At 51.2% G+C, this 22,032-nt stretch carries 21 protein-coding genes and 2 pseudogenes; 10 read left to right on the forward strand and 13 right to left on the reverse strand.

The features are described 5' to 3' along the window. The first annotated feature begins 28 nt into the window (after window positions 1-28). From kdpF to ACM1PF_RS33565, 3 genes are all read left to right on the forward strand, one after another. Entirely contained in the window at window positions 29-277 is a 249-nt protein-coding gene (kdpF, locus tag ACM1PF_RS33555; RefSeq protein ID WP_416670828.1) for a K(+)-transporting ATPase subunit F, read from the forward strand. A gap of 40 nt (window positions 278-317) precedes the next feature. Continuing rightward, window positions 318-899, forward strand: coding sequence for a K(+)-transporting ATPase subunit C (gene kdpC / locus ACM1PF_RS33560; protein ID WP_416670830.1), 582 nt, complete (start codon window positions 318-320; stop codon window positions 897-899). 147 nt (window positions 900-1,046) lie between these two features. Beyond that, the gene (locus ACM1PF_RS33565; protein ID WP_416670831.1) at window positions 1,047-2,165 is read left to right on the forward strand and encodes a sensor histidine kinase KdpD; all 1,119 of its coding nucleotides are present in this window, start codon (window positions 1,047-1,049) and stop codon (window positions 2,163-2,165) included. A 104-nt stretch (window positions 2,166-2,269) separates the two neighbouring features. Here the strand turns inward: ACM1PF_RS33565 and ACM1PF_RS33570 are convergent, their stop codons facing one another. From ACM1PF_RS33570 to crtH, 4 genes and pseudogenes are all read right to left on the reverse strand, one after another. Beyond that, on the reverse strand, window positions 2,270-2,992 hold the full coding sequence (locus ACM1PF_RS33570) for an amino acid ABC transporter ATP-binding protein (protein WP_416670833.1): 723 nt from the start codon (window positions 2,990-2,992) through the stop codon (window positions 2,270-2,272). Further along, a pseudogene (locus ACM1PF_RS33575) lies at window positions 2,985-3,641 on the reverse strand (amino acid ABC transporter permease); the annotation flags it as partial. The pseudogene ACM1PF_RS33575 and the gene ACM1PF_RS33570, both read right to left, overlap by 8 nt. A 455-nt stretch (window positions 3,642-4,096) precedes the next feature. Next, entirely contained in the window at window positions 4,097-4,900 is an 804-nt protein-coding gene (locus tag ACM1PF_RS33580; RefSeq protein WP_416670834.1) for a transporter substrate-binding domain-containing protein, read from the reverse strand. A gap of 541 nt (window positions 4,901-5,441) precedes the next feature. Next, window positions 5,442-7,028: a carotenoid isomerase gene (gene crtH / locus ACM1PF_RS33585; protein ID WP_416670835.1), complete on the reverse strand. Its 1,587-nt coding sequence runs from the start codon at window positions 7,026-7,028 to the stop codon at window positions 5,442-5,444. A gap of 387 nt (window positions 7,029-7,415) precedes the next feature. Here crtH and ACM1PF_RS33590 point away from each other — a divergent pair, with 387 nt between their 5' ends. Beyond that, a complete protein-coding gene (locus ACM1PF_RS33590) occupies window positions 7,416-8,795 on the forward strand; it encodes an MATE family efflux transporter (protein WP_416670837.1) in 1,380 nt (459 codons plus the stop codon). 253 nt (window positions 8,796-9,048) lie between these two features. Here ACM1PF_RS33590 and ACM1PF_RS33595 read toward each other — a convergent pair whose 3' ends face one another. Next, window positions 9,049-9,399, reverse strand: a complete 351-nt coding sequence (locus ACM1PF_RS33595) for a winged helix-turn-helix transcriptional regulator (RefSeq protein WP_416670839.1) — start codon at window positions 9,397-9,399, stop codon at window positions 9,049-9,051. A 214-nt stretch (window positions 9,400-9,613) separates the two neighbouring features. Here ACM1PF_RS33595 and ACM1PF_RS33600 point away from each other — a divergent pair, with 214 nt between their 5' ends. Continuing rightward, the gene (locus ACM1PF_RS33600) at window positions 9,614-10,921 is read left to right on the forward strand and encodes an NF041680 family putative transposase (protein WP_416666339.1); all 1,308 of its coding nucleotides are present in this window, start codon (window positions 9,614-9,616) and stop codon (window positions 10,919-10,921) included. A 94-nt stretch (window positions 10,922-11,015) separates the two neighbouring features. Further along, window positions 11,016-11,438 carry an acyl-CoA thioesterase gene (locus ACM1PF_RS33605; RefSeq protein ID WP_416670841.1) on the forward strand — a complete coding sequence of 141 codons (423 nt, stop codon included), beginning with the start codon at window positions 11,016-11,018 and terminating at the stop codon, window positions 11,436-11,438. Here ACM1PF_RS33605 and ACM1PF_RS33610 read toward each other — a convergent pair. The 6 genes from ACM1PF_RS33610 to ACM1PF_RS33635 form a co-directional block, all read right to left on the reverse strand. Next, a complete protein-coding gene (locus ACM1PF_RS33610; RefSeq protein WP_416670844.1) occupies window positions 11,431-12,033 on the reverse strand; it encodes an NUDIX hydrolase in 603 nt (200 codons plus the stop codon). The genes ACM1PF_RS33605 and ACM1PF_RS33610 overlap by 8 nt on opposite strands. Continuing rightward, window positions 12,026-12,463 (reverse strand): hypothetical protein, encoded by a 438-nt coding sequence (locus tag ACM1PF_RS33615; RefSeq protein ID WP_416670846.1) that lies wholly within the window; start codon window positions 12,461-12,463, stop codon window positions 12,026-12,028. Before ACM1PF_RS33615 ends, ACM1PF_RS33610 begins: the two co-directional genes overlap by 8 nt. 5 nt (window positions 12,464-12,468) lie before the next feature. Continuing rightward, complete coding sequence (gene mnmH, locus ACM1PF_RS33620; protein WP_416670847.1) at window positions 12,469-13,041, reverse strand: tRNA 2-selenouridine(34) synthase MnmH; 573 nt, start codon at window positions 13,039-13,041, stop codon at window positions 12,469-12,471. A gap of 309 nt (window positions 13,042-13,350) precedes the next feature. Continuing rightward, window positions 13,351-13,755, reverse strand: a complete 405-nt coding sequence (locus ACM1PF_RS33625) for an ExbD/TolR family protein (protein ID WP_416670848.1) — start codon at window positions 13,753-13,755, stop codon at window positions 13,351-13,353. Continuing rightward, on the reverse strand, window positions 13,742-14,386 hold the full coding sequence (locus ACM1PF_RS33630; protein ID WP_416670850.1) for a MotA/TolQ/ExbB proton channel family protein: 645 nt from the start codon (window positions 14,384-14,386) through the stop codon (window positions 13,742-13,744). The genes ACM1PF_RS33625 and ACM1PF_RS33630 overlap by 14 nt, the downstream gene beginning before the upstream one ends. Before the next feature lie 54 nt (window positions 14,387-14,440). Beyond that, on the reverse strand, window positions 14,441-15,232 hold the full coding sequence (locus tag ACM1PF_RS33635) for an LmeA family phospholipid-binding protein (protein WP_416670851.1): 792 nt from the start codon (window positions 15,230-15,232) through the stop codon (window positions 14,441-14,443). 364 nt (window positions 15,233-15,596) lie between these two features. Here ACM1PF_RS33635 and ACM1PF_RS33640 point away from each other — a divergent pair, with 364 nt between their 5' ends. The 4 genes and pseudogenes from ACM1PF_RS33640 to ACM1PF_RS33655 all read left to right on the forward strand — a co-directional run bounded on the left by ACM1PF_RS33640 (window position 15,597) and on the right by ACM1PF_RS33655 (window position 19,045). Beyond that, on the forward strand, window positions 15,597-16,514 hold the full coding sequence (locus tag ACM1PF_RS33640) for an NAD(+) kinase (RefSeq protein ID WP_416670853.1): 918 nt from the start codon (window positions 15,597-15,599) through the stop codon (window positions 16,512-16,514). A 93-nt stretch (window positions 16,515-16,607) separates the two neighbouring features. Next, window positions 16,608-17,299: pseudogene (nblR, locus tag ACM1PF_RS33645) on the forward strand (response regulator transcription factor NblR). Window positions 17,300-17,716: 417 nt separating this feature from the next. Then, the gene (locus ACM1PF_RS33650; protein ID WP_416670855.1) at window positions 17,717-18,295 is read left to right on the forward strand and encodes a DUF192 domain-containing protein; all 579 of its coding nucleotides are present in this window, start codon (window positions 17,717-17,719) and stop codon (window positions 18,293-18,295) included. A 549-nt stretch (window positions 18,296-18,844) separates the two neighbouring features. Then, complete coding sequence (locus ACM1PF_RS33655; protein ID WP_416670857.1) at window positions 18,845-19,045, forward strand: DUF2949 domain-containing protein; 201 nt, start codon at window positions 18,845-18,847, stop codon at window positions 19,043-19,045. A gap of 134 nt (window positions 19,046-19,179) precedes the next feature. Here the strand turns inward: ACM1PF_RS33655 and ACM1PF_RS33660 are convergent, their stop codons facing one another. Both ACM1PF_RS33660 and ACM1PF_RS33665 read right to left on the reverse strand, forming a co-directional pair. After that, a complete protein-coding gene (locus tag ACM1PF_RS33660; protein WP_416670859.1) occupies window positions 19,180-20,325 on the reverse strand; it encodes a pyridoxal-phosphate-dependent aminotransferase family protein in 1,146 nt (381 codons plus the stop codon). Between the two features lie 151 nt (window positions 20,326-20,476). After that, a complete protein-coding gene (locus ACM1PF_RS33665; protein WP_416676922.1) occupies window positions 20,477-21,940 on the reverse strand; it encodes an MFS transporter in 1,464 nt (487 codons plus the stop codon). Between the last annotated feature and the right edge of the window lie 92 nt (window positions 21,941-22,032).

Raw genomic sequence — 22,032 nt, forward strand, 5'->3', positions numbered from 1 at the left:
TCACAAATTGATTCACAAATCTAGACAAATGATGAAACCTGCTTCTTTTAATCACCCCAAACATCGATCGCCCACTCCCCAGTTCTGGAAACGCTATCGGTTGCCACTCGGATTATTTCTGGCTCTCAGCCTGAATGGGGCGATCGCTCCAGCCATCTATGCCGCAACCGATGAAACAACTCGTGGGAATGCCTATGCTATTGGGTTGTTGGGAGTTGTGGTTGTTGGGCTTGCGGTTTATTTGGCTCTTGTGATCCTCAAACCAGAACGGTTCTGAGCGTCAGAAATTCAATTACTTTATTGGGAGAACAACCGTTATGATTCGAGATTTTGTCATCAGTCTTCGCAGTGTTCTAGTGCTGTGGGGTTTGACGGTGATTATTTATCCACTATTTATTCTGCTAGTTGGACAACTCTTCTTTCCCTTTCAGGCAAACGGTAGCCTTCTCACCAATGCTCAGGGGCAAGTAGTGGGTTCTGCGTTGATTGGGCAAAGCTTCACCAGCGATGAATACTTTTTGAGTCGTCCCAGCGTCATTGACTATAGCGAAACCGCAGAAGCAGTTCCCACCGGACTTTCTGGAGCCAGCAACCTCGCCCCCAGCAATCCTGAGCTAATGGAACAAATCGAGTTTGAATTAGAACGCTTACAAACTGCCAATATTCAACCCACTGCCGATCTGCTTTATGCTTCTGGATCAGGACTTGATCCCCACATTTCAGTAGAGTCTGCCCAAGCTCAGGTGGAACGCATCGCTGAAAGTCGGGCACTTCCTGTAGAAGTCGTACTGGATTTAATTTCAGAACATACCGAAGGGCGGTTTTTGGGAATTTTTGGTGAACCTGGTGTAAATGTGTTACGGCTTAACCTGGCACTAGATCAGATCATTGAAGGATAAAAGCGCGATCGAGTTTAGAACAACTTGATTAACATCCCACTTCCCAGACTGGACAGGCAATTTGCCCACCCCCCAAGCCTTCTTACCTATTACCCCTCACCCATTACTCCTTACCTATTACCCTGCACTCCTCACTCCTCACCTACCATGTACGACCCCTCTGCCCTTACCTCCACTTACTTTCCCGATCGCTCCGCTCGATTGGGAAAGCACAAGATTTTTATCGGCATGGCTCCCGGCGTGGGAAAAACCTATCGGATGCTGGAGGAAGGGCAACGGCTGAGGGATGAAGGCGTAGATGTAGTAATTGGCTTTTTGGAAACGCATGGGCGAGAAGAAACGGCTGAGAAGGCAGTGGGGTTGGAGTTCGTTCCCCGAAAAGAAGTGATCTGGTCGGGGCGATCGCTGACTGAAATGGATACCGATGCCATCATTGCCCGGTGTCCTCAGTTGGTGCTGATCGATGAGTTGGCGCATACCAATGTGCCGGGATCAGAAAGAGAGAAGCGATATCGAGATGTAGAGGAGATTTTGGCGGCAGGAATTGATGTGTACTCTACGGTCAATATCCAGCATTTAGAAAGCCTGAATGATCTGGTACATCGGATTTCAGGTGTGGTGGTGCGAGAGCGAATTCCCGATCGCCTCTTGGATGAAGCAGATCAGGTTGTGGTGATTGATGTGACACCCGAAATGCTGCAAGAGCGACTGAAGGAAGGGAAAATCTATGCTCCTGAAAAAATTAACCAATCTTTAGAGAATTTCTTTCAAAAGCGGAATCTGATCGCCCTAAGGGAATTAGCTCTGCGCGAGATTGCCGACAATATTGAAGAAAACGGTATTGAAAACCATTCCCGCTATTGCAATATCCATGAGCGGGTTTTAGTCTGTATTTCGACCTATCCCAACTCAATTCAACTCCTCCGCCGGGGTGCCCGCATTTCCAGCCAAATGAATGGTCGCCTGATTGTGCTGTTTGTGGCTGATCCGGGACGATTTCTCACCAAAGCCGAAGCCCTGCACGTTGAGACCTGCGAGCGATTGGGTAAAGAGTTTGGTGGACAGTTTCTCCGGCTTGAATCTCCAGATATCGTATCTGCGATCACCGAAGTTGCCAGGGAACAGCACGTCACACAAATTGTGCTAGGCGAAACTCAGCGATCGCGGTGGCAGTTGTTCACCAAAGGTTCGATCGTCCAACGGTTGATGCGATCGCTTCCAGAGGTTGATCTGCATATCATTGCCAATAGTGCAACGATCGATTGAGGAAGTTTGTACATTTGTAACAGGGAATAAGGAGGGTAGAAAGACAAAACAAACCAATGCCGCCCCCATCCTTAATTTAGAAAAATTGTCTCCCCTCTTCACCACTAAAGGACTTTCTCCAAAAACTGGCAAGCTCGTTCGCTGCGGGGATTGGAGAAAAACTCAGCCGGTGGAGCATCCTCTGCAACCCGTCCGCCATCTAAAAACATGATCCGATCGGCCACCTCACGGGCAAATCCCATCTCGTGAGTCACGATCGCCATTGTAATTCCCGTGGTTGCCAGTCCCTTCATTACCTCCAGCACTTCCTTCACCATTTCCGGGTCAAGGGCAGAGGTTGGTTCATCGAACAGCATCACCTGCGGTTTCATGGCCAGGGCCCGGGCGATCGCTACTCGCTGCTTTTGTCCCCCCGATAGCCGAGATGGATACACATCCGCTTTATCTCCCAGTCCCACCTGCTGCAACAACTCCCGCCCCAGTTCCTCAGCCTCTGGTTTGCGAATTTTCTTAACCCGCATCGGCGCGTAGGTGACATTCTTCAGCACCGTCATGTGGGGAAACAGGTTAAAGTGCTGAAACACCATGCCCACATTTTGCCGCACCTGCTTAATATCGGTTTTGGGATGGGTCACTTCAACCTCATCAATATAAACTCGACCGCGTGTCGGCACCTCTAGCAAATTCAGACATCGCAGGAACGTAGACTTGCCGCATCCAGAGGGGCCAATAATAGCAACCACCTGCCCCTTTTTAATTTCAGTTGAAATGTCTTTTAACACATCTAAACTGCCAAACGACTTGCAAAGAAACTCTGTTCTAATCACTTCGCCGCATCCTTCTTTCAAAGCGTTGTGCTAACCAGGTAAACCCCGTAACCATGATGTAATACACTAAACCAACAAAGATCAATGGTTCAAAATAAATGAATCGTTCAGCAGCCACAATTTGCCCCCGTCGCATTAAATCCAGGGCCCCAACAGTGGACACCAGCGACGAATCCTTTAAAAGGGCAATGCTTTCATTCACCAGGGCAGGCAGAATGTTTTTAAAAGCCTGGGGCAAGATAATATCCCACATCATAATCGTGTAGGGAACACCCATCGTCAGAGCAGCTTCCCGTTGTCCCTTATCAACTGCCAGAATACCGCCACGAATTGTTTCTGAACTGTAGGCAGCGGAGTTGAGCGAGAAGGTGATCACCCCTGCTTGAAACGGTGGAATGGCATAGCCGATGAGCTGGGGAGTTGAAAAATAAATAATCGCTAACTGCAAGATCAGGGGCGTTCCCCGAAAGACAGAGGTATAGAAATCAGCCAGGACTTTCAGCGGTTTAATATTTGAGATTTTGAAGATAGATAAAACTGTGCCCCATGTAAAGCCAAAAAAGGCAGAAACCAGGGTAAATGCCAGCGTAGTACTAATCCCGCCCAGGATGAACGGAATATTAGGCACAATTTGGGAAAAATCTAGATTTAATCCTGTTGCCTGAGCCAGCTTGAGCAGGGTTGAAGGGAACAGTATGGGATTCAATAGGAGGGTAAATAAGTCAGACACCATGCCCTAAGCAGTCCTTTATTTTTGAAGCATTGAATTGCCAGTTTGATTCCCAACAATGCTAAAAGTGCTAAAAGTAAAGGAATAAACTGACTGATCGAGTTGATCCTCCGATAGTCTACTACGAACAAAGGTAGAGAAAAGTAGCCAGTCGCTCAAGATTTGTTTCTTGCTCGATCGGCTCTAAAGCAACAAAGATCTAGCACAGCGATCGAAATAGAACCTCCATTATGGAACCTCCATCATTCGATCGCCCCACTAAACCTAAAAATTTGAACTACCCATCTGTACAACTTAGAAATCTATTGTAAGGACGCACAGCAGTGCGCCCCTACTGGGTACGTTACTTTGCCGCATACCCCTTACTCTGCGACTTAATTGGCTAACTCATCCGCTGCCGGAGAATCATCACCAAACCACTTCGTAACTAGCTCATCCATCATGCCGCTATCAATCATCTCTTGTAGCACTGGATTGAACTCTTCCCGTAGCTCTGAACCCCTGGGGAAGGCGATCGCTGAACCTGCTTCGCCCATGTTGGGAATATCATGCGCTTCGAGATCAGGGTTGGAGGCAAGAAAGCCCGCTGCAACGGTATCTTCCATGATGATGGCTTCAATTCGCCCCGCTTTGAGTTCCTGAATCATCTCGTTGATCCGGTTGAGTGGCTTGATGTCTAAGCCTTCTAAATCTCTGGCAGCCTGCTCTTGAGTGGAACCGAGTTGTACCCCAACGGACTTTCCAGCCAGGCTCTCAGGGGTGGTCAATCCACTGCCCTGCCGGGAAACGATCGTGTTTCTGGCTTCGTAGTAAATCTGAGAAAAATCGACGTTTTGTTGCCGCTCCTCCGTTGGAGTCATCCCTGCCATGACAAAATCAGCCCGGTTCGCCTGGAGAGCCGGGATCAAGCTATTAAAATCAATATTTTGAATTTCCAGTTCATACCCCAATTCCCCGGTGATATGTTGGGCAATCTCAATGTCAAACCCAACAATTTCCTGGGTTCCACCAGAGGAATCCACAAATTGATAAGGTGGATAATCGGCTGAGGTTGCCATGACTAGTCGTCTTGCCCCACTGTCAGCCGTGCCACCGCCCCCCGCACAGGCTGCAACTGCAACGGACAGGATCGCCGATAGGGCCGATGTGAACAAAAACTTGCGTCGTTTGATTGCCATCAATGATTCCTCTACTCGTGAATTAATAAATGTCAGCAGCACCAAGAAAGTAAATCGTTGAAGAGCCTATTTTCTAGCAAAGAGAAATGTATCATCCGTAACCGATCGACAGTCTAAACCGTAATGCCGAATCGTCTCTTTGTATGTCTAGAACCTACAAAGCATCAGAGTTTCCTGATCTTCTAGCTGTACGAAATGACAATCAGAAGCCAGAAACCTGATCCAAACAATCGAGTAGGTTTGCTGTGACTCTTTGGTTTTAATTCTTGCGTGAAACTACGCTGTGAATCTTCATCAGGAAGAGTGAGTTTGTATGCACAACCGTGTCATGCTAATGGGTGAACACCAAACTTTCTGCATTAAATGATGCTTTCTTGGATATAAAATACAATCTCATCCAGACTATCGCAAACCCATACGACTTGACATTCAACCCATTGAATATTTTGCTCCGTTACAATGCGGAAAACCGAACTGATGCCCGCTCAACATCAGAATAAATATCAAACCGACAGTAAACCGATATTAAGAAGTTGCAAATTTATAATCCCAAATCCACAGCAACTCGATGGGCACAGGCAAACCCAGAAAAGGCAACGGCATTCAAGCCCTGACCGGGGAAGGTGCTATCTCCGACGCAGTACAAGCCAGGAATTGAAGTGCGGTTAAACGGCATTCCCAACAAGCCCATCAGTTTCCGACTGGGGATAGGCCCGTAGGTGCCATCATCTCGTCCCAAAAAGCGGCGATGGGTGCGCGGAGTTCCCGCCTCTTGATAGTCCAACCCGGCGGAGAGTCTCGGAAAAATGGCTTCCAGGCGATCGACGATTTGCGCTGCCGTTACCTCTTTCTTTGCTTCGTAATCCTTCGGAGCAAGCCCCTGCCACTCCTCCATCCAGCTCGGCGTAAAGGTATGGATGATGTGATGCCCTGCCGGAGCCAGATCGGGGTCGAGCAAGGTGGGAATGGAAACAAAGATCGTGCCGCAGGAGTCCTCCATCCGGTTCCAATCTTCCAGAACAATATGATGGCATTCCGTGCCAGGGGGTAATACTTCGGCTTTCACTCCCAAATGCAGGCTAAAAAAGCTAGGGGATTTCTGGTACCGCTGCTGCCATTTTTGTTCCGATCGCGGCATTTGCTCTTTGTCGATCAGCTTCTCAAACGTGTCCCACCGGGTCGCATTGGAGATAATTCGTTTCGCGTATAATGCTTCACCGGTTGCCAACTTCACGCCGATCGCCTTGCCCTGTTCCAGCAAAACTTCCGTGACTCTGGCTCGATAGCGAATTTGCCCTTCCGCTTTTTCCAGCCCTTCCACCAACTTCTGGGCAATTTGCCCCACGCCCCCTTTGGGATAGTTAATCCCGCCATAGTGCCGATCGCTGAAGACCATCCCCGCATTAATCATCGGAGTCAGGGTTGCTGGAACCACCGACCAGCAGTAGCACTCGATGTCGATGAACTTGAGTAAGGCTGGATCGCTAATGTAGCGACGGGCCAGATCCCCAACATTTTGAGGCAAATACTTCACCAAACCCAGGCAGGCTAAGGGATTCTGGAAAAACACCCGCATCAGATAACGTGGCTCCTCCAGGGACAGCAGTTCGATCGCATTGAGGCAATTAAACACCTTCCAGCACTCATCATAGAACTGGCGAATCCCCTGAGCCTCATGGGGAAAGTGGGCGATCAATTCTTGCAAGAATTTTTCGTAGTCCCGATGCACCTTTAGCTCCAACTGATCTGGCAGGTGGTAGTGAATCTGCACGGGATCAGGCAAAGTTTCCAGGGACATATTGACCGCATCCAGGGCGCGAGTCAGCAAATTGGTGGTTCCCTGCGTCCCAAAACCAAAAATCATCGATGCTCCCACATCAAATCGATAGCCCTGCCGCTCAAAATACCCTGCACTGCCGCCCGGAATCACGTAGCGTTCTAAAACGAGGACATTTGCTCCCTTTGCCGCAAGCTGAGTCGCAGTCACTAATCCACCAATCCCAGAACCAATGATGATGGCATCAAATTCTTCAGAATCTTGATTAGCTCTGATGGTTGCAGCGGGTTGTGACTGAGAGGGGCGATCGGAGGGCATCGCAGATTGCGACGAAGAAGGAACGGCAGACATAGACAACAACTTTTTTGTGAAGAAATCCTACCTTGGCTGTCTATATAGTGTATCGGTTTGTGGAACCCCCTCTAAGTTCCATCCTTCTGAAACTGCGTCTTCTGCCAGCAAGTTCCTCAAGGATCCACCCAACAAAGATTCATAACCATCAAAAGATCCAAAAAAAAAGTGGGGGATCAGAAACCTGACCGCTCCCACCTGCCGATCCTTTGAGAGGAGAACACTATAAATAGATAGTAGAGTTATTGCGAATAGATGTCAACATTATTGAAAACTATTTTCAATAAAAAATCACCAGAGTGAGTGAAGCGAAGGGATTGGCTTGTTTGATAAAGTACGTGAGTTTGCTAGATTGCGCCAACGGAGAGCGATCGCCTGAGTGAAACGATGCATTTACTACCCAAATCCAAGCTCATCACCGAAATCCATGCCTGTTTGCTCTTAGCAGTTCCCTTAGCTGGCGCACAACTCGCTCAAGCAGCCACTGCTTTTGTCGATACGGTCATGATGGGGATTCTAGGCAGCCAGACGATCGCCGCTGGAGCCTTGGGAGCCTTAATGTTCCATGTGTTGACGATCGTGGGCAGTGCCATTCTGGCGGCGGTCAGTCCCCTGGTAGCAGAAGCCTATGGTGCAGGGCAAAAGGCTCGCGTGGGGCTGGTGGTGCGGCAGGGTTGGTGGCTGGCGATTCTGCTGGCAGTGCCGATGTCTCTGGTGCTTTGGTATGGCGAGGGGGTGCTGCGGTTAATGGGGCAGGAAGCTGAAACGGCCGCATTAGCTGGAACCTACCTGCGGGCGATCGTTTGGGGCTATTTCCCAGCCCTGGGGTTTGCTGTACTCCGCAATTTTGTTTCGGCTCTGTCCAGACCCCGTCCAGTAATTGTAGTGATGATAGGCGGAACGCTGGTTAACGTGACGATTAACTATGTTCTGATCTTTGGTAAATTTGGCTTGCCGGCGCTGGGACTGGCTGGAATTGGTCTGGCCAGCACTATTTCCCTGTGGGGAATGTTCCTGGCCCTGGGAGTGTACAGCCTTCAGCAGCGATCGATCCGTCCCTATGGAGCCTTTAGCAAGCTATACCAGTTCGATCGCGTTGTGTTTCTGGAACTGCTGAATGTAGGGCTGCCGATCGGAGTATTGGCTGCGGTTGAAACGGGCTTGTTTGCCGTGGTGACGCTCCTCATCGGTCAATTGGGCACCACCATGCTGGCCGCCCATCAAATCGCCCTACAGACAGCCTCCATGACCTTCACCATCCCCCTGGGCATTTCCCTGGCAACCACGGTGCGCGTCGGTCAACTCATGGGGCAAAACCATCCGACGGGAGCGCGATTGGCTGGCTTTGTCGGGATTGGGATTTCAGCCTTCTTTATGTTCTGTATGGGCATTCTATTCTGGGCGTTTCCCACCCAAATTGTCTCGCTGTATATTGATGTAACCGATCCCGCCAATTCCACCGTCGTTAACCTGGCCAAGGCATTGCTTGGCGTAGCGGCCATGTTCCAAATCGTGGACGGAATTCAAATCAGTGCAGCAGGGGCATTACGCGGGATTAAAGACACTCGCATTCCGATGTTGATTGGCATTCTGACCTACTGGGGACTGGGCTTAACCAGTGGCTATCTCCTCGGCTTACACTTCGGCTTCGGCGGGGTCGGGCTGTGGTGGGGACTGGCGATCGGCTTACTGGTGGCAGCCTGTGTGTTGACCTGGCGGTTTGGTACGGCGAGGCAGTGGCGATTGGGAGTGAGGAGTGAGGAGTGAGGAGTGAGGAGTGAGGAGTGAGGAGTGAGGAGTGGGGAGAAAATCCGTAGCGCAGGCATCTTGCCTGCGGGTAGAAGAAGGATTTCATTTAGGAACGCGAATTCAATAAACCGAAACTCTTGTGGGGTGGGCAGCGTTTCGACTGAGCTTTCGACCTGAACTCAAGCCGAAGGGCTCAAGCCGAAGTCTTGCCCGCCCAGTCAACAAAGTAAAATGCTTTGCAGTGCTTTACAGACTATTTCATCCAAAATCCTCAGGATGATTGGGGACGATCGGGTGTCTGGGTATCGGGAAGGTGCTTTAAGCCCCAAAGGGTGATGACTTTGAGCACAGGACGCAGGCTTTCCCCCTTCTCCGTGAGTTGGTAGTTCATGCGGCGAGAATGGTTGCTGTAGGGTTGCTTTTTGACCAAACCTGCCTCTTCCAGCAATCTCAGGCGATTGGCCAGGATATTGGTTGAAATACCCTCAGGGGATTCTAAGAATTCTTCAAATCGCTGTTTGCCAAAAAACATCATGTCCCGGATCACCAGTAACGTCCAGCGATCGCCAATCAGATCTAGGGTGCAGGAGACAGGACAGGGAGAGCGTCTGGGCTGATTCATCGCAAAAACGGCAGTGGAGTTACCTGGGAATTTATTACTTGCATTACTTGCATTACTTGCATTTTACAAGCTACGCCTGCTACGATTACTTTTAATTTGCAATTTACAAGTTATAAAATCAAACAACTGGAGTTTAGACTAATTGGGAAAGAAAAGCAGCCAAACCCGACGGTTTGGCTGCTTAATGGTCATGTTGCATCAATAATGATTGACCATGACTAATTTTGACCGCTTGAGGGCGTTTCGACATAAATCCTACATGCTGATTGGCAACGGCAAGGATGCTCTCTTCGACCTGATGGATGCCGTGCTAGTGAGCCGCAGTGTGTACTCCTTTGCCGAACTGTCGGTTGCCCCTGTCTTTCGACGCCAATGGCCGAGTTTGTATGAAGCCCTACAGGATAGCAACCCGCCTCGACTGGAGTGGATGGGGTTGTACCTGGAGCAAATGCCCCAGGACGAACGGGTTGTCTTAGCGGGAGACCACACGGCATGGTCAAGGTTACAGGCACAAACCCTGCGAGAACGGACGTATGAACATCAAGCAACTCCGATGAGTGGAGCCAAACCGGTGACGTTGGGACAAGGATATAGTACGATTGCGTGGATTCCAGAGGAGCAGGGCAGTTGGGCATTACCGTTGCTGCATGAACGCATCACTAGCGCAGAGAGCCCCATTAGCAAGGCAATAGTGCAATTGCGTCAGGTGTGTGAGCAGTTCCAGGTTCGTCCCTTATCTTTGTGGGATGCCGAATATGGCTGTGCCCCATTCCTCAATGGTACGGCGGATATTGCTTGTGACAAGTTGATTCGGTTGCGTTCCAATCGAGTACTGTATGGACCACCGCCTGTTTATAGCGGAACGGGTCGTCCTCGGCAGTATGGGGAGAAGTTCAAACTTAACGATGCCACCACCTGGTGGTCATCTGATGCCGAACTCCAGGTAGAAGAGTCCCGGTGGGGACGATTACACGTGCGGATGTGGTCATCAATGCGACTGCGACGCGTTGCCAACCAGACGATCTGGTTAATTCAACTGCAACGCCTCCATGACTCTGCCCTCCACCCCGCCAAACCTTTGTGGCTAATTTGGGTGGGACAAGCACCACCCGACTTAGAGACGGTGTGGCAACAGTATTTCCGTCGCTTTGCCATTGACCACTGGTATCGCTTCGCTAAGCAACGATTGCACTGGACGTTACCCCAGTTGGCAACGCCCGAACAATCCGAACGCTGGAGCGATCTGATGCCCTTGCTCACCTGGCAGTTGTGGTTGGCTCGTTGCCACGTCCAGGACTCCCCCCTGCCCTGGCAAAAGTCATCTGCTAAGCTATCTCCGGGACGAACCGCAAATGCCTTTGCCTCTGTTTTAGCGTTGATTGGCACACCTGCCCCCCCGCCCAAACCACGCGGAAAGTCACCGGGGTGGACTCCAGGGCAACCCCGTTCCCGCCGTATTCGCTATCCAACGGTCAAAAAGCGCTTCACCAGACCCAAGAAGGTGGCGAACAAGACCGCTTAACCACTAAATTTTTCCCAATCTTCAGTCTCGCTCAATCCAGATAAGGGGGTTGGGCTATTTCTGCTGTGATTAGTCTAAACTCCAGAAACAACCTATGAACATCGTGTCTCAGCGACCGTTTGAGGTGGAAATCCCTTTGCCTGTCAGAACCTACGATATCGACTTTGCCGGGATCGTCAACAATATTGTCTACGTTCGCTGGTTAGAAGATCTGCGCCTGGAAATGCTAGCCCGTCATTTCCCGTTAAATGAGCAGGTTGAGAACAACATTGCTCCTGTGCTGTTGCAGACCAAAATTGACTACAAGCAGTCAATTAAACTGTCAGATACTCCGATGGGAAAAATGTGGATGAAGTCGCTGGAACCCTTGCGATGGACGGTCAATGCCACGATCGGAGTCAACGAGCAGGTGGCGGCGATCGGAGAACAGGTGGGGATTTTCGTTAATTTGCAAACTAATAAACCAATTCGGATACCGAAAGTCCTAAAGCAAAAGTATTCAAAAGTATTCAGTTGATCGCCAGAGGTTTATCGCGCATCCTCAACACTGAAGGATCCTGGGTGTAGTGTTCCAACTCTGTCAAAGGCACCCACCGTAGGTCATGGGACTCTGAACTGACCATCAGCGGTTCCGATCGATCGCCCACCAAGCAATAGCGAATATCAAAGTGGTGATGGGCTGGAATGCCCTTACGTTCAGGGATTAAATGAACATCCACATCAAAGATGGTTTCAGGGTAAGAGAGCCGCTTTAATCCAGATTCTTCTATCGCCTCTCGGAACGCCGAGCCCATCACATCGGGTTCATCACAATGTCCACCCAACTGAAACCACTGATTCAGCTTGCGGTGATGGGTCAATAAAACTGCATCTGCTGCCACAATCCAGGCGGATGCGGTAATATGCCCCTTCAGGTTATGGCGATCGTACCAGTTGTGAGGATGTGCCTGAAGAAAGGCGATCGTCTGCGATAGGAACTCACGTTCGGCTGAATTATACGGCTGATGGGCTTCCAGTTCTGCAATCAGGGCTGTGCCTTTGAGCAGAGCAGTTTGTGCGAAATCTCGATCGGGGGTGGGCTGATGATCCGATGGGCTGAGTTGCTTAACCATAAAACAAATTGGCTTTCTCCAATAAAACCGTTGCGCTGTCCTCAGGGGAATATCCCGTTAAATCGATCGGGTAAATTGCAGCATCGCGGCGTTGCAGATCGTAGGTATAGGTTTTGTCGTAATAGTCCAGGATGATATCGCAGGCAGCGGCTAGCTGATCTTGACGGAGCAATTCCACCGCTTGCTGGGTGCGAAGTCCGCCCAACCGTTTGCGGATGCGTTCAGTGGCCGTAATTAATGCCTGGCGATCGGCCGTGCCATAGACTTCCACTAATGCCGCCAGACGTTCAGATCGGGAGCGGTTGACTTCTAAAACAGGCGATCGATCCATTTGCTGGAACAGCGGTTGGGGAATGCGGCAGGTGCCAACCCGCTTACTTTCAGCTTCAATCCAGATGGGTTCTGTCTCGTTAAAAGTAGCCCACTGCACAGCGACTAAATTCTCAAATTGTTCATTGCTGGGTTGGGGGGCAAACCCAAATTGCCATAGCTGCTGCCGCGATGATTGGCCAGAGCTTCCAGATCTAAAACTTGCGCTCCTCGCACGGCTAATTCCTGCAATATTACCGTTTTCCCTGCTCCCGTCATTCCCCCCAAAATTAAAATCGGCTTCGGCTGATCAAAGCAGGACAGCACCCATCGCCGAAACGACTTGTATCCCCCCTCCAGTACCGACACCCGCAGCCCCGCCATTTTCAATATCCAGGCGATCGCCTCACTCCGCATTCCGCCCCGCCAGCAGTGAACCCGCACCAGACGATCGGGAGCCAACCCCTTCGCTCGCCGGACAAACTCCGCACACTTCGGCCCAGCAATCTCAAACCCCAACTCGATCGCCTGCTCTCGCCCCTGCTGCTTATAACACGTTCCTACGATCGCCCGTTCCTCATTGCTGAACAACGGAAAGCTAACGGCTCCAGGAATGTGGCCCTGCTCATACTCAGCCGGACTCCGGACATCCAGGATGATGCCGGGGGTGGTGAGGAAGGAGGAGAGGGGGAGGGGCATGGGGGAGTGAGGAGTCAGGAGTCAGGAGTGTAGGGTGGGCATTGCCCACCACCATGCATTCATTTTGGAACGGGATTGAAATGACCTTGCCTAATTCTCTGGTTGGGTAATTTTCTGGTTGGGTAATTTTCTGGTTAGGTTGATTTTCTGGTTAGGTTGATTTTCTGGTTAGGTTGATTTTCTGATTAGGATCGTCAATTAAACGACCTGTGCAGCGTTGTACTTCGCTGACTGGGCGGGCAAGATGCCCACCCCACAAGAATTTCAGCTTAGTTGATTCGCAGTCCTTAGGTTAACTATCTGGTTGGATTAATTCTCTGGTTGGGTCGCAATCGCCATCCTCACTCCCTCGATCGCCCGCAGTCGATCCATGACGGTAATCACCTGACCGTGGCTGATAGCTTCATCGGCGTTGATGATCAGGAAGGGTTGCTGTCCCGTGAGAGCGAGGGCGCGCACCTGAGCTTCCAGTACCTCCAGGGTGATGGGTTCCTGATTAAAGAATAGATCGCCTTGAGCATCGATCGTCACGACAAGCTGGCTTTGGGGCTGCTGTTCAGACGTATCTGCGGTGGGCAGGTTGACGGGGAGTCCTTCGGAGCGGGTGAGGAACAGGGTGGACATGATGAAAAAAGTCAGGATCGCAAAGATCACATCGATCATCGGCAAAATGTTGATCTGAAAGGGGCGATCGGGTTCTTCAGGAAGACGCATAGGTGCCTCCACGCTCGTAGCGACGACGATAGATCAGTTCCAGTTGCCCGCCGTACTCTTGAATCAGGGCAATCTGGCGTTGGTATAGCCCGCGAAACAGGTTCGCAAAGAGCAGAGTGACGATCGCCACCACCAGTCCAGAGGCCGTGGAAACCAGAGCTTCACTGATTCCGGCTGAAACGTTGATCGAGGAACCACCTCCCAGATCGCCAATCCGCAGGGAGGCAAAGGCTGTAATTAGCCCCAGAATTGTGCCGAGCAGCCCCAGGAGCGGTGCCACACCAATTACAGTCTCAAACACCGTATTAAATCGCTTGAGCAGGGGAATTTCAGCTTGAGCCGCACTTTCCAGAGCCAGTCGGAAATCATCTGACGTGGCATGATCCAGTTCTAAAGCAGCCAGAAAAATCCGGGCGATCGGCAAATCTGCGTTTTTCTGAAGTTTTTGCATGGCCGCCTTGGCACTGCGTCGATACAGAGCCAGAACTTCTCGTACCACCTTGTCTTGCCGTCGTACCAGACGAAACCAGAATAATAGCCGTTCCAGAATCAGGGCGATCGCCAGGATCGAGAGTCCCAGCAGGGGCAGCATCACCACCCCACCTAGCGTAAATAGATTACCCGTTGGCATCAGTCTTTTTTCTCATCGGTGGATTGCACCCAGCACCCAACCGATCGCCGGATGCTATGTGCCAGGAAAATGATCGATTTGAGCGTATCCGCTAAAGACTAGCTTTTTCCCGTGCGTCTCTAAACGGTTAATTCGCAGCAGCACCCCGTCCAGATCAAACCGATCAAGATCGACCATATTATCTAACACTTCTGCGAAGGCCTGAGAGACAACTCCGGCAATTCCCCTGACATCCTCTGGAACCTGCTCCGCATCAAATTTTGGATTGCTAAAGGAAATCCGGCGACGCTTTTCTACGGCCAGCGTGGCGAGTAACCGAATGGGAATATTCTGGCGATTGGGAAAATCTGTTTCTGCGGCAATGCTGACCTGATTATCAGGCAACAGTTTCACCTCAACATTGCGAAACGTCACGGGTTCTCCCCCAGAGAGGTTGGTTAACTCCTCGGAATCCACGTTTTGCAGCCGCTTTTGGACCAGCTCCGCCTGGAATGCTCGGTTAATCCCCGCTTCATTCAAGGTGATTTGCGCCACCGCCTGAGTGGGTTGCTTGAGCCGAAGTTTGCCCCCCATCACCGAACCAAAGTCGATCGCCACCGCATCGGTTTCAAACGACATTTCATCCACCTCAAACTGCCGCCGGATCACTAGACCGCGACCGCTCATCTTGAAGCTGTCGATGCTGCCCTGGAGAAGCTTACTGGACGGATAGCACCGCACAGAAACCTCTACCACATCGCTCTTGGTAAATAAGTGCCGGATGGATTGGGCCGCGACTGTATTGAGCATTTGCTCGCCGAAGTCGGTTCCGGAAGATTGATTTGAACCTAGAAGACCACCAAACATGGAGTCACTCGTTGCAATGTTCTCGTCCGTTGTAACAAATTATGAAGCTTGTAGCAACACAAATAACTTTTAGTTAACTAAGGTTAAGTTTTATGAATGAATCTGTCATCCTGAAGATAGGTTACGTCTCTTAATGTTTTCAGCCCTTTGATGGGCTTGCGGTGGGCTGACTAAATTTTATCTATATGGCGATAGTAGCTGTGCAGGCAGCCCTTCACAAGAGTTCGTTTTATTCTTGGCAGAGAGACGCTGTTCAAAGCTGACCTGAAAGCACTAATCTAGATAGGGAACGGCATCCAGAGTCAGTCTTTACGGTTCTGAATGGGTGCCTCACCTGTTGTTCCATTTGCATCGGATACTGAGCGTGCCCAAAGCTGGCATCATTTACAACGATATCAAGCCTGTCGCTTGCCGTGTCGCCCAAGAACTGGAGAACAAGCTCACAGACTACGGTTGGGAAGTTTGTCTGGCCACAGGGGTCGGCGGAATTTTGGGCTATTCTCAGCCCGGTCGCCCGATTTGCCACACGCCAATTAACCATCTGGCTCCTCCAGGGTTTGATCAGGATATGGCCTTTGCGATCGTCCTGGGTGGGGACGGCACGGTTCTCTCGGCCTTCCGACAGGTCGCCCCCTTCGGCATTCCTTTACTCACGGTCAACACTGGACATATGGGCTTCCTGACTGAAACCTATGTGAATCAGCTACCCCATGCGATCGAAGTCTTACATTCCCAATCCTTCGATATTGAGGAGCGGGCCATGCTGTCGGTTCAGGTGGTTCGGGATGACATCCTGGTCTGGGAAGCCCTCTGCCTCAACGAGATGGTGATTCATCGGGAACCGTTGACCAGTATGTGTCACTTTGAAATTGCCATTGGCAACCATGCTCCGGTGGACATTGCGGCAGATGGAGTGATTGTTTCCACGCCAACGGGTTCGACAGCCTATTCCCTCTCGGCAGGCGGCCCTGTCATTGCTCCGGGGGTGTCTGTCCTGCAACTGGTGCCCATCTGCCCGCATTCCCTGGCATCGCGGGCCCTGGTGTTTGGCGATCATGAACCCGTGGCGATTTATCCAGCGAATCACAACCCGTTGGTGATGGTGGTTGATGGCAATGCGGGCTGTGCGGTTTTGACTGACGATCAGGTGCGGGTAGTGCGATCGCCCTATTCTGCTCGATTCATTCGCCTGCGTCCTAACGAATTTTTCCAGGTGCTGCGGGAGAAGCTGGGCTGGGGATTACCCCACGTTGCCAAACCCACCTCGGTAGAGTTGCCGTAGGTTTCAGCCTGGACAATGGGCTGTGGTCGATTGACTACGCTACTTTGCCTCAGAACTGGTAAAACAGAGGAGTCATACCTCGTGGTGCTTGATATGAATCCTCCCTCGGATCGGAGTCCCTGTGTGTTGGTGATTGAAACCGACGAAGCATTGGCGCACCATATCAGCTCTGATTTAAGGGAGTCTGGTTATGAGACGATCGTGGCCTTTGATGCGCCGAATGGGCTACGGCAGGTAAAGGAGTTTCAACCCGCTCTGGTGGTGGTCGATCGGATGTTGTCGGGCGAATCGGGATTATCCCTCTGTACTCACCTGAGGGCAGCGGGGCCAGAATGCCAGTCTTGCTACTGATGGCGCGGGATGCAGTGGACGATCGGGTGGCCTGCTTGCAGGCAGGGGCCGACGATTACTTCCTCAAACCCTACCGGACTGAAGAATTTCTCAAGCTCGTCCGGCTGTATCTGCAAACCGATGCCCCCAGCAACGAGCAATTGCGGTTTGGCGATCTGGTGTTGGATCTGGCAACGCGGCGAGCGATGCGGCATGAGCGGGTGATTGACCTAACCATGAAGGAATTTGAGTTGCTCAAGTACCTGATGGAGCATCCCCGTGAGGTGTTGACCCGTGAACAAATTCTGGAGAATGTTTGGGGGTACGACTTTATGGGCGAGTCCAATGTGATCGAGGTGTATATTCGCTACCTGCGCCTCAAGATTGAAGATGAGGGAGAAAAACGGTTGATTCAAACCGTGCGTGGGGTGGGATATGTCCTGCGGGAGACCTAGATCACTATCTCCAAGAAGTAAGGGCGCACAGCAGTGCGCCCCCAGCGGGTGTGTTACATATCCGCGTATCCCTGCGCCCCCAGCGGGTACGTTATATGTCCACATCCCCCGAAGCAGGAACCTGAACGGATAAAACCCGATCGTTAATAGAGATCCTTAACCAGGATCATGGGAGCATCCCACTTTTGTAATACGGTGAAGATTAACCCACCCCTGCCCCTCCCAAAAGGGGATTTGATGGACATTCTCCGGGTTGAGTAGGGATTTCCCAAAGTTTCCCTCCTGGGAGGGGTTAGGGGTGGGTTCCAACGTCTGATTCCACCGGATCTTTCTATGCCGATCGCCCTCATGGGGAAAGGGGTTGCTGCAAAACTGGGATGCTCCCAAGATCATTAACAGAGATTGTCAGTAGATGTTATGCGACCTATTTCTCGAATGAATTATTTAGCCAGCCTTGGGTTAATACTGCTGTTGGGCTGTAGTGCAGTGACCCCACCCACTTCACCCACTTCTTCAACCCCACCCACCTCACCCACCTCAGGTGACACCCACGCACCTGCCGAAGCAACTCCGATCGCCCAATCTCCTGAACCTCAAGCTGGACAAGCCCAGGTGTTACCCATTTCTGCTGAAGCTGATATCAACGGACAAATTATTCAACTGGAAGTGGCCAGGACTCAGGCACAACAGTCCCAGGGGCTAATGCACCGTCCGCCATTACCCGACGATCGTGGGATGCTGTTTGTGTTTGACCCACCCCGATTTACTCGATTTTGGATGAGAAATACCCCCTCACCCCTCGACATGGTGTTTCTGCGAGAGGGTGAAGTTCTGACCATCATCGACAGTGCCCAACCCTGCGAGGCGGATCCCTGTCCCACCTACGGCCCAGATACTCCCACCCGAATTGATCAGGTGATTGAACTGCGGGCGGGACGAGCGGCTGAACTGGGTTTAGCAGTGGGCGATCGGGTGCAGATTCGCTTCTTTGATTGACGCTGATTAACGCCTGAGATCCACCGCTTTCAGGTGTGGCAAGCTGGGTTCACAAAATTTATTGTGTTTAGCGAGAAAAATTAGTGCATTAGACCTGTATAGAAGATTGCCAATCTGCTATCATTCTCCTCCTAGAAGCAGCGCAATGGAGGGACTCTAATTCTTGCCCCAGACAGCATCACTGCTCCAAGGAGCCTTGTTCGGAAGTTTACAATCGTTTCGGGTTCTACGGAGTAACCGATCGTGATCTGGGATAGCCCAAATAAAAATGGAGGTAATCTTTCGGAAGATGCAGTCCAACTTTCAAGATTTAATCTATCCTTGATACTTAAATCTTGAGCATCTCAAAGTCATCCCGATCGCAAGAAACGGTTACAGCAAGAAACGGCTAATCGAAAGTTGCGGTTTTAGCTCAGGATGGGGTGAATCAGGATTGTGTTAATCAAGAGTGGGACGTGAGCTATTTGGGAACCCTGACTCAGAATCTCAACTAGATACAAATCTCAACCATATACAAATCTCAATTATATAAGGAGGTGAGCTGCTGATATGAACCCGACAAGTCATTCCCGTTTAATTCGTTTTCTCCAAGAGGATCTGGCTTTATCCTCCTCCTCGATCGCCATCGCCCTGCGCTATCGAGAGCAAGACCCCGGACCATTACCCATGATTTTGTGGCAATACGGTTTGATTACCCTGGATCAACTCGATCGAATTTTTGATTGGTTAGAAACGGCGCAAACCTCATAGTCTCCCTCAAGGAGGATGAATATGTTGAGTGATCAACACTGTATTGCTCCCTTGCATTCCACAACTCAATACACTAAAAAAGAGCGGGTCACTACAAGACTCGCTCTTAATCGTTTAAAGGGATTGATTCAGACCTAAGCCGTTAGCACTTTCGCCGCGGCCGATACGCCTGCTCCAGGGGTAAAGTCATAGTTCAACTTCTGCAACGTCGCTTCCAACGCCCCTAAGGCCGTCAAAATATCTCGATCGCTGACAAAGCCCAAATGTCCGACGCGGAAGATCTTACCCTTCAAATGATCCTGTCCACCTGCCAAAGCAATATCAAACTGTTTTCGCATCACCGATCGGATCTGCTCCGCCTCAACGCCGACCGGAGCCACCGAGGTAATGGCTGGACTGGCTGCATAATCGGGAGCCAGCAGGGGCAAGTTCAGCGCGCGCATGGCAGCACGAGTCGCGTTCATCTGCCGTTGATGCCGGGCAAAGATATTTTCCAGCCCCTCTTTCTGCATCATTTTCAGAGCCACTTGCAGCCCAAAGAACATATTGACGGGAGGCGTGAAGGGATGGCTGTTTTTCGCTGCCTCTTTGCGGTATTTGCCCAGATCCAGGTAGAAACGCGGCAAGTTTGCATGGGGATACGCTTCCCAGGCTTTTGGACTGACGGCAACAAAGCCCAATCCGGGAGGCAGCATATAACCCTTTTGCGACCCAGAAGCCACCACATCCAATCCCCATTCATCGATCGGCACAGTGGTTGCCCCTAAGCTGGTCACAGCATCCACCATAATCAGGGCTCCGTGAGCTTTGACATGGCGATTGATGGTTTCTACATCGTTGAGAACCCCCGCTGAGGTTTCACTGTGGGTGACAATCACCGCTTTAATTTGCTTGTCGGTGTCTGCCTCTAGCTGAGTGCGGAATTCTTCTGGGTCAAGGGGTTTACCCCACTCGGCGGAAATCCGGGTGACATTCAAGCTGTAGGCTTCGCACACCTGGGCCCATCGATCGCCAAACTTACCATTAGTGCCGACTAACACGCGATCGCCCGAACTCAGAAAGTTGATGATGCCTGCTTCCATCGCCCCAGTCCCGCTAGAAGCCAGGATCAGCAGATCATTTTGCGTTTGGTGCAGCCACTTGAGTCCCTCTGTCACCTCCGCAATGACCTTCGAGAAATCCCCACTGCGATGCCCGATCGGATGCTTGGCCATGGCCAGTAGCACCTGCTCCGGTACGGGAGTGGGGCCGGGAATCATTAACATTAACTTGTCGTCCATCTGAGTCTGTCCTGCTTTTCCAAAAAGTCACCTAGCACTCATCCAGTTTGCGGGCTGTTAGAGGCTCCAAAGCCTAATATTGTCTCATTGTTTTCGGATCTATCGATAAAGATAATCTATATTTCCACAGTCTATCTCCGATTTGAGCCATCTACTCCCTGGACTCCGCTTCTCCCATCAACCGCAATGGGCTAGGACTGCGTTTCTTGAAACGATCGCTGCTTTTCCCCAACTGCATCACAATCTGCTGATGCCGCTCTCGCGTAATTGGGTAGAAATACGCCAACACCAGTCCCCCAATTAGCACAATACTGGGCACAGGGGCAACCAGCCAGCGAATCGCCTGCAAGGCGGAATCCGGTTGGGTCAGAGTGACCTGATCCGCTCCACCCGATACTAAACCTGCCCACTCCAGGACTGCACTGACCACGAACAGGGCGATCGCCACCCCAATTTTTTTTAATTGCACCACGAATCCATAGAAAATCCCTTCGCGCCGCTGTCCCGTATTCAGTTCATCCAGATCGACTACATCCGGCAGCATTGACCACGGCACCAGATAGGCGGTTGCCAGTCCTGCCCCGGCCAGGGCACCTAATCCGTACATCCAGCCGATCTGCCCCGGTTGCAGGAAAAACAATCCAGCCTGAGCAATTAACGTGAGCGGAATCCCCATGCAGTAGATTGCCCGTTTACCGAATTTTTGACCCAACCATCCCCAGACCAGCATCGTCAGCAGAGCCGTTCCCTGAACCACCAGAGCCATCTGCGTGAAGTGGTGCTCCGGTAGCCCCATCCAATTGACCACAAAATAGGGTAGCATCGCCGCTGTCACCTGCAATCCTAACCAGGAGCAGAGATAGATCCCAACCACATAAAGAAAAGGACGATTTCTCAACGCCACCCGCATCTGCCACCAAAAGGGAGGAGCCGTAGGACGTTCCACCAAAGCCCGTTCAGACTCAATCTCTCGAAACCGGCGGTAAGTTCCCCAGATGCACAGGAATACCGCCAGCGTTGCCAGCCCGCCGCAGATGCCCCCCATGACGAGATACTTGTTACGGGGATCCGCAATCACCGTAAAGATCAGTTGCGCCAGGATTAAGCCAACAATGCTGCTGCCAATGCTAAAGGCGGCTTTATAGCTAACCAGGCTGGTACGTTCATCGTAATGACGAGTCAGTTCAGCGGCCAGGGTCGAGTAGGGCACAATCACCGCCGTTGAAGCAGCATAGAACAGAAAAGCGATCGCACTGTAATAGCCAAATAGCCCGATTTGATTCGACAGCGGGGGCACCCACCACTGCAAGACAAAACACAATCCCAGGGGAACCGCTCCCCAGACCATCCAGGGATACCGTCGTCCCCAGGGAGAACGGGTGCGATCGCTGAGCCAACCGACCAACGGGTCATTAATGGCATCCCAAACCTTTCCGACCAACAACACTGAACCGGCCAGGGCAGGGTTCAAGCCAGCGACATTAGTTAGAAAAAACAGCAAAAAGAAAACCAGGATACTACCCGGAATTTCACTCGACATTTCTCCCACTCCGTACCCTAATTTGGTTTGCAGGTCGGGCGGCTGGGTTGCGGCAGGCATGGACGGGTTAATCATTGAAGCGGATAGCAGATAGGGAGAAAGGCAATACCGACATCCTATCTTGAGAAGAGCCACGCTTATTCTTCGCATCTGTCACACTGGAGAAG

The organism is Egbenema bharatensis FJBBOT/2019, assembly GCF_048077055.1.
Classification (GTDB): domain Bacteria; phylum Cyanobacteriota; class Cyanobacteriia; order Elainellales; family Elainellaceae; genus Egbenema; species Egbenema bharatensis.

What these genes read in the sequence shown, in the direction of transcription:
- kdpF (WP_416670828.1), top strand. Translation starts at nt 29, where the DNA reads ATGATGAAACCTGCTTCTTTTAATCACCCCAAACATCGATCGCCCACT.
- kdpC (WP_416670830.1), top strand. Translation starts at nt 318, where the DNA reads ATGATTCGAGATTTTGTCATCAGTCTTCGCAGTGTTCTAGTGCTGTGG.
- ACM1PF_RS33565 (WP_416670831.1), top strand. Translation starts at nt 1,047, where the DNA reads ATGTACGACCCCTCTGCCCTTACCTCCACTTACTTTCCCGATCGCTCC.
- ACM1PF_RS33580 (WP_416670834.1), bottom strand. Translation starts at nt 4,900, where the DNA reads ATGGCAATCAAACGACGCAAGTTTTTGTTCACATCGGCCCTATCGGCG.
- crtH (WP_416670835.1), bottom strand. Translation starts at nt 7,028, where the DNA reads ATGTCTGCCGTTCCTTCTTCGTCGCAATCTGCGATGCCCTCCGATCGC.
- ACM1PF_RS33590 (WP_416670837.1), top strand. Translation starts at nt 7,416, where the DNA reads ATGCATTTACTACCCAAATCCAAGCTCATCACCGAAATCCATGCCTGT.
- ACM1PF_RS33595 (WP_416670839.1), bottom strand. Translation starts at nt 9,399, where the DNA reads ATGAATCAGCCCAGACGCTCTCCCTGTCCTGTCTCCTGCACCCTAGAT.
- ACM1PF_RS33600 (WP_416666339.1), top strand. Translation starts at nt 9,614, where the DNA reads ATGACTAATTTTGACCGCTTGAGGGCGTTTCGACATAAATCCTACATG.
- ACM1PF_RS33605 (WP_416670841.1), top strand. Translation starts at nt 11,016, where the DNA reads ATGAACATCGTGTCTCAGCGACCGTTTGAGGTGGAAATCCCTTTGCCT.
- ACM1PF_RS33610 (WP_416670844.1), bottom strand. Translation starts at nt 12,033, where the DNA reads ATGGTTAAGCAACTCAGCCCATCGGATCATCAGCCCACCCCCGATCGA.
- mnmH (WP_416670847.1), bottom strand. Translation starts at nt 13,041, where the DNA reads ATGCCCCTCCCCCTCTCCTCCTTCCTCACCACCCCCGGCATCATCCTG.
- ACM1PF_RS33625 (WP_416670848.1), bottom strand. Translation starts at nt 13,755, where the DNA reads ATGCGTCTTCCTGAAGAACCCGATCGCCCCTTTCAGATCAACATTTTG.
- ACM1PF_RS33630 (WP_416670850.1), bottom strand. Translation starts at nt 14,386, where the DNA reads ATGCCAACGGGTAATCTATTTACGCTAGGTGGGGTGGTGATGCTGCCC.
- ACM1PF_RS33635 (WP_416670851.1), bottom strand. Translation starts at nt 15,232, where the DNA reads ATGTTTGGTGGTCTTCTAGGTTCAAATCAATCTTCCGGAACCGACTTC.
- ACM1PF_RS33650 (WP_416670855.1), top strand. Translation starts at nt 17,717, where the DNA reads ATGCGACCTATTTCTCGAATGAATTATTTAGCCAGCCTTGGGTTAATA.
- ACM1PF_RS33655 (WP_416670857.1), top strand. Translation starts at nt 18,845, where the DNA reads ATGAACCCGACAAGTCATTCCCGTTTAATTCGTTTTCTCCAAGAGGAT.
- ACM1PF_RS33660 (WP_416670859.1), bottom strand. Translation starts at nt 20,325, where the DNA reads ATGGACGACAAGTTAATGTTAATGATTCCCGGCCCCACTCCCGTACCG.
- ACM1PF_RS33665 (WP_416676922.1), bottom strand. Translation starts at nt 21,940, where the DNA reads ATGATTAACCCGTCCATGCCTGCCGCAACCCAGCCGCCCGACCTGCAA.